Source organism: Nguyenibacter vanlangensis, from assembly GCF_013376155.1.
Lineage (GTDB): Bacteria > Pseudomonadota > Alphaproteobacteria > Acetobacterales > Acetobacteraceae > Gluconacetobacter > Gluconacetobacter vanlangensis.
Map to the genome: position 1 here is coordinate 1 of NZ_JABXXP010000133.1, position 6,226 is coordinate 6,226.

The following is a 6,226-nucleotide window of genomic DNA, read 5'->3' on the forward strand; positions in this document are numbered from 1 at the left end:
GCCGACGGCGGCCGGCGCCCAGGCGACACCCGAGGCGATCATGGTTCACGCCGACCCGCATCGCCCGCGCCTGGCGGCGCATGCCGCGATGGGCGCATTGGGATCGCGTTCGGAATTCGACACGCCGTTTTCGCTGAGCGTGGTGTCGGCTGCGAAGGTCGAGCAGATGCAGGCGGCGGACATCAACGACGTCTTCCGCGCCGAGCCGGGCGTGCAGGAAAATTCGAACGGCGGATCGACCGCGTCGGGCGCCAGCTTTCGAGTCCGCGGCCTCGACCTGGACTGGACCAACGGGTACAAGATCGACGGTTTCGCCATTCCGTACTGGTTCATCGACCTGCCGATGGCCAATTTCGGCCAGTTCCAGTTGACGAAGGGCGCGTCGGCCTTCCTCTACGGGTTCGGATCGCCCGGCGCAGTCCTGGATTTCCAGTTAAAAAAGCCGGTCGATGCGCCGCAACTGGGGGTCGAGGCCGGCTATCGGTCCGATGCCGCGTTTCGCCAGAGCCTGGATGCCGGCGGCCCGATCGGACCGTCGGATCGGATAATCTATCGCTTCGTAGCCGCCAACGAGGTCGGCAACCAGTACAATGGCAGCTACATCCGCTCGACATCGATATCGGGCGCTCTGAATGTGAAGATCACCGACGCACTCGACTGGAATTTCGATAGTTTTTACCTCAACACTCTACAAACCGGCATGGTCAATGGGGTGAGCGTGAGCAGCGGCCTGACATCGCTGACCCCGATCAGTGGCCGGGCCGAGCTTGGCGCGCCGGATTCCTGGAAACGCAATGACCTCAAGCATTTCAACACCGGCTTCGACTGGCAGTTCGCGCCACGCTGGACGGCCCGCCTGGCCTATGCCTACTCGCACCTGGATGAACGGTTTCCCTCGAACGCCATTACCTTTCTGGACAATCAGGGCGATTACCTGAACCGCCCGTTCCAAATGACGCGAGTCTTCACCTATCACGAGGTACAGCAGACCACCGAAGGGCGTTTCGAAACCGGGCCGCTGCGCCATGACGTTGTCGCCGGCATCATGTGGCTGTATCAGAAATTCGACGCCGACGCCAACGCGGCCTATTACCAGCCCTATCAATACGGCAACATCTTCACCACGCGCCCGACCAGCACCGACGCGCATTTCTATAATCCGAAGCTCTACAACTACGTCGATTACACGCAGGTCGCGCCGTTCTGGAGCGATACCGTCACATGGCATCGGTGGTCCCTTCTAGCAGGCGCGCGCTACACGGACTATATCGAAAACGATTACGCGACCGATGGCAGCGGGCGGCGGACGGCCGCCCGGCAGAATAACCCCGTGACCCCCGTCGTCTCGCTCTCCTACAAGCCCGCGGCGGATATCAACGCCTATTTCAGCTATGTCGAAGCCATGCAGTCCGGCACCCAGGCTGCCGCGACGGCGAAAAATGCGTACCAGGTCTTCGCCCCCATGCGCAGCCAGGAATACGAGCTGGGCGTGAAGGTACAGAAAACCCGGTGGAGCGGCACGCTGGCCCTCTACCGGCTCGACACCATCGCGGCCTATGTCGATTCCAATAACGTGCAGCAACAGGGGGGGCTTGTCCGCTACCAGGGGGTGGAAGCCGGCGGAACGGTTCAGGCGACACGCAACCTTCAATTGACGGGCAGTCTGACCTACCTGGATGCACGCTATGGCGCAGGCACGCCCTATAACGGCAAGCAAGCCGAATCCACCTCGCCATTCGAGGCGAATGTCGCCGCGGACTACACAATCCCCTGGATGAAGGGCCTGAGTATCCATGGCGGCATGAACTACGTATCCGCCGGATGGCTGAATCCGTCGAATAGTTTCCGGCTGCAATCCTATATTCTGGGTACGGTCGGCGCCCAGTATGTCACGCACGCCGACCGGCATAGACTGACCTTCCGGGCGGCAGTCGAGAATATCGGCAACGAGCGCTACTGGGTCAGCCGGGGCGCGCTGCAGCTTTTCCCGGGGGCGCCCCGTACGGTCACGCTTAGCGCGCGGCTGGATCTCTGACCCGCCTTTGGGCAAACGGCCATTATATTGTCGAGAAAAAATCGATAGAATCATGATCTTTTCTCACTCGTGTCCATCGGCCCGGCATTTAGAATGACCATGCCCAGGCATGATCAGGAGGCTCCGATGACCGCTCTTTCCCGCCCCGCCTTGTCTGCGCCGGTCAACGGTATTTCCGATAGCGAATGGGCCCTGCGTGTCGATCTGGCAGCACTTTATCGTCTGGCTGCCCTGCATGGCTGGGACGATCTGGTGGCGACCCATATCTCGGCGCGTCTCCCCGGACCCCAGCATCATTTCCTGATCAATCCCTTCGGCCTTCTGTTCGAGGAAGTCACGGCATCCAGCCTGGTCAAGGTCGACCTGAACGGCACAATCGTCGAACCCGGTGAATACGGCATCAATTACGCAGGCTTCGTCATCCATTCGGCCATCCATGCCGCGCGTCCCGACGCCCATTTCATTATCCATTTCCATACGGCGGACGGGATGGCCGTCTCGGCCCATGCCGAGGGACTACTGCCGCGGCCGGGACAATGTGCTTCTGGCGCCTCAGGCTGCGCAGGATACGGTGCGCCGGCAGATCGACCGCAACCGGCAACCGGTCGAGGGCAAACGGGACCTGGACGATCTGATCTGGGAGGCCGCGCTGCGCCGCGTGGCGCGCCACGCACCGGGTTTCGATAGTTAATTAAGGACCCCATCATGTTCCATAGCCCGTACCGGCCCACGCGACGTCAGTTTACCCGTCTGTTCAGTGGCAGCACCTTCGCCATGGCGCTTCCGTCGTTACCGCATGCCGCCGACGCCCCGGACCTGTCGCACGTCACGCTGCGCGTGGCGACCTTTCGCGGGCAGGACAATACGCTCCTGCCTGCGGCAGGACAGGCCGACTTCCCGTATCGGGTCCAGTTCAGCGAATTCAATTCCGGCAACCTGATCGCCCAGGCGATCAATGCCGATGCGATCGATCTGGGTGGCTGGAGCGAGATCCCGATGGTCTTCGCGGCCGCATCCGGTTCGCGGGTCGCCATCGTCGCGACACTGGACGGCCCGACCACCGACCAGGCGGTGCTGACCCCGCTGCATAGCCCCTACCATTCGGTCGCGGATCTGCGCGGCCGGCGCGTGGGCTACATCAAGGCGACCACCGCCCATTATTTCCTGATCCGCATGCTCGCACAGCACGGCATGAGCTTTGCGGACATCCATCCCATCGCATTGGGGATGAGCGAAGGTCTGACGGCGATGAAGGCGGGCAGCCTCGATGCGTGGGCGACCTACGGCTATGCCATCCAGACGCTGGAGGCCGACGGCACTGCGCGGATCCTGGAAAGTGCCCGGGACATCCTGTCAGGCCATTATTTCATCGGCGTCAATCCGCGCCGGCTGGACGACCCTGCCTTCCGCTATGCCGCAGCCGATTATATCCGCCGTCTGGGCCGTGCTTATGCCATCCTTACCGCCGACAAGCCGCGCTGGGCGCAAACGGTGGCGCCCGTGATCCAGGTGCCCGAACCGGCCGTCCTGGCCTATTTGCAAGGGCAGAATCGCCCCTACGGAACCCGTGCCTGGACAGACGCCGACATTTCCAGCGCTCAATCCGTCGCAGACACCTTCGTCCACGCCGGCGTGCTGCCCGCCGGCACGCGGGTCGATTCCATCTTCTCGCCGGCTCTGGCAAGGCTCCTGACGACATAGCCCAAGAGGCAAAAACATTCGCTTCGCTCTGAAGCAGGCTTCATAGCCTATGGGTTCGTACGCGGGACCGGTATCAGACGTTGCTCACACCGCCATCGACGACCATGTCGGAACCGGTCATGAACGAACTTTCGTCCGAGGCGAGGAAGAGGGCCGCGTTGGCCAGTTCCTCGGGCCGTCCCAGCCGGAGCATCGGAGTGTATCGTGCATAGCCCTCGCGGATCGCGGCGGCCTCTTCGGTCGTGCCGGCCTGGGAATCGAGGATCGGCGTGTCCACGACGCCCGGGCTCAACGTATTGGCGCGGATGCCATTATCGGCGAATTCCGCCGCCCAGGTCCGCACATACGACCGCAGCGCCGCCTTGGTGGCCGCATAGGTCGAATGGTTCGCCAGCCCCATGTCGTGCATGGCCGAGGATACCAGGATGATCGACCCGCCACGCCCCATCATCGGCAGCATCTTCTGCACCAGGAACAGGGGGGCACGGCAATTCAGGTCGAAGGTGCGGGCATAATGGTCCGGCGTGATGTCGGGCAGCTTCACCTGCTCCGTGATGCCGGCATTGGACACGACGACGTCGACCCTGCCCGCGTCGGCGCGGACGGCCCCCGCGATACGGTCGATGTCCTCCAGCCGGGTCAGGTCCGCCGCGATGGCGGTGACGTTGGCGCCGATCTCCCTCGCCGCCGCGTCCAATGCGTCGCGGCGCCGGGCTGTGATGAAGACCTGCGCGCCTTCGGCGGCGAAACGGCGGGCGATTGCCAGCCCGATTCCGCTATTGCCGCCGGTTACGACGGCGATCTTGCCTTTAAGTCTCGACATGATGTGTCCTTCGCTTGGGTGCATTCGACGATGTCGAGATAGGCCGGCCTGTGCCGGCTGCTCAGTGCGCAGACGCGCGGAACGGTGGTGCGGAATCGATCCGGTCTTGCCCTTGGCACGGTGCGTGCGGTCCGATAACGCAGGAACGGATTTGGAAAAGGCGCACCGCACGGTGCGGGATCGCACCAGATGATCGAATGGGACGACGTCCGCTATTTCCTGGCCGTCGCGCGTGGCGGTTCGGTCCGCACAGCCGCCGCGCGGCTACGGGTGAACCATTCCACCGTGCTGCGTCGCATCGCGCAGTTGGAGGCACGGCTGGGAGCGCAGATGTTCGAAAAACTGCCGTCGGGCTATCGCCTGACGGAGGCCGGCCAGGACATCCTTGAATTCGCGGCCCAGATGGAAGCGTCATCGCACCGGCTGGAGACGCGAATCTTCGGTCGCGACCAGGGCGTGCGCGGGGTGCTGCGCGTCACGATGGCGCCGACGCTGGCCACGCACCTGCTGATGCCGGACTTCGCCGAATTCGCGCGCCTGCATCCCGAGGTCGAGATGGAGATCCTGTCGTCCGACGCACCGGTCAACCTGACCAACCGCGAAGCCGACATCGCCCTGCGGGTCGTCCATGACCGCACGACCCTGCCGCCCAATCTGCATGGATTGAAGGGGCCGGAACTATTCGACGGCGTCTATCTGTCCCGCGACCGGCTGGCCGCGCGGGACGCGGTTGGGGCTGTGCGCTGGATCGTCAAGAACGGGGCCGCCATGCCGGACCTGGCGCGCGCAGGCGATATCCGCGCGGCTGGGGTGCCGTTCCGGACCACGGATGCCGGGGCGCAGATCGTGGCGGCGCGGCAGGGGCTGGGGATGGCGGTGCTGCCCTGCTTCGTCGGCGATGCCGAATCGCTGCTGGTCAGGGCGCCGGGCGCGGAACTGCACCGGCACGGCACGCTGTGGCTTCTGACGCAGGGCGAGACGCGCAAGACGAAGCGCGTGCGGCTGTTTACCGCGTTCATTGCCCGCCGGCTGGCCGCTTATGCGTCGCGTCTCGCGGGAATGCCGCCCGGCGGCTGACCTCCGGTGCATCGGCGCACAGCCCCTGTCGAGAATTGGCCAATCGCTCCCGGCCGCGGACGCGCCCAGAACGATGGGGACGAACGATGGGGACGTTTGTCAGAATCGGGAGCAACAGGATGCGCTATGCGATCATCGGCTTCGGTGCGGTCGGCCAGGCCCTGGCCCGTGCCTTCGCCCGCACGGGGGTCGCCGTCACTGTGGCGAGCCGGCGGCCACCCGAGGCACTGGCGCCGCAGGCCAGGGCGATCGGACCGACGATCGCCCCCAGGCCGTTGTGCGACGCGCTGGCGGCCGAGACCATCATTCTGGCGATCCCGTTCGCGGCCTATCCGGAAATCGCGAAGGCGGGCGGAAACTGGCAGGGCCGGATCGTGATCGACGCGACCAATGCCTTCGGCGTCCCGTCGGAGGAACTGGGCGGCCGCCCGTCCTCGGTGGCGATCGCCCAAGCGTTGCCCGGCGCCCGGCTGGTGAAAGGGTTCAATCACCTGCCCGCCGGGATGTTGGCCAGTGACCCGGCCGGTCATGGCGGCCGGCGGGTGGTCTTCCTGTCGGGCGACGACGATGGCGCGACGGCGCGGGTGGCC

The 6,226-nt window shown here is 64.6% G+C and carries 6 protein-coding genes and 1 pseudogene; 6 read left to right on the forward strand and 1 reads right to left on the reverse strand.

Annotation, left to right across the window (positions count from 1 at the left end):
* The 4 genes and pseudogenes from HUK84_RS08590 to HUK84_RS08600 form a co-directional block, all read left to right on the forward strand.
* Positions 1-2,035, forward strand: a 2,035-nt coding sequence (locus tag HUK84_RS08590) for a TonB-dependent siderophore receptor (protein ID WP_176639933.1), incomplete at its 5' end; no start/stop codon positions are given.
* A gap of 126 nt (positions 2,036-2,161) precedes the next feature.
* Positions 2,162-2,500 (forward strand): annotated as a pseudogene (locus HUK84_RS23150) (class II aldolase/adducin family protein); the annotation flags it as partial.
* Between the two features lie 73 nt (positions 2,501-2,573).
* The gene (locus tag HUK84_RS23155) at positions 2,574-2,726 is read left to right on the forward strand and encodes a hypothetical protein (RefSeq protein WP_246285559.1); all 153 of its coding nucleotides are present in this window, start codon (positions 2,574-2,576) and stop codon (positions 2,724-2,726) included.
* A gap of 14 nt (positions 2,727-2,740) precedes the next feature.
* Entirely contained in the window at positions 2,741-3,736 is a 996-nt protein-coding gene (locus tag HUK84_RS08600) for an ABC transporter substrate-binding protein (protein WP_176639934.1), read from the forward strand.
* 73 nt (positions 3,737-3,809) lie between these two features.
* Here HUK84_RS08600 and HUK84_RS08605 read toward each other — a convergent pair whose 3' ends face one another.
* Complete coding sequence (locus tag HUK84_RS08605; RefSeq protein WP_176639935.1) at positions 3,810-4,559, reverse strand: SDR family NAD(P)-dependent oxidoreductase; 750 nt, start codon at positions 4,557-4,559, stop codon at positions 3,810-3,812.
* Between the two features lie 189 nt (positions 4,560-4,748).
* Between HUK84_RS08605 and HUK84_RS08610 the strand changes: the two genes are divergently transcribed.
* Together HUK84_RS08610 and HUK84_RS08615 are read left to right on the forward strand one after the other, a co-directional pair.
* A complete protein-coding gene (locus HUK84_RS08610; protein WP_176639936.1) occupies positions 4,749-5,636 on the forward strand; it encodes a LysR family transcriptional regulator in 888 nt (295 codons plus the stop codon).
* A gap of 86 nt (positions 5,637-5,722) precedes the next feature.
* On the forward strand, positions 5,723-6,226 hold a 504-nt coding region (locus HUK84_RS08615), incomplete at its 3' end, for an NADPH-dependent F420 reductase (RefSeq protein ID WP_374729299.1).

Coding starts and splice junctions, on each gene's coding strand:
- HUK84_RS08600 (WP_176639934.1), top strand. CDS start 2,741: ATGTTCCATAGCCCGTACCGGCCCACGCGACGTCAGTTTACCCGTCTG.
- HUK84_RS08605 (WP_176639935.1), bottom strand. CDS start 4,559: ATGTCGAGACTTAAAGGCAAGATCGCCGTCGTAACCGGCGGCAATAGC.
- HUK84_RS08610 (WP_176639936.1), top strand. CDS start 4,749: ATGATCGAATGGGACGACGTCCGCTATTTCCTGGCCGTCGCGCGTGGC.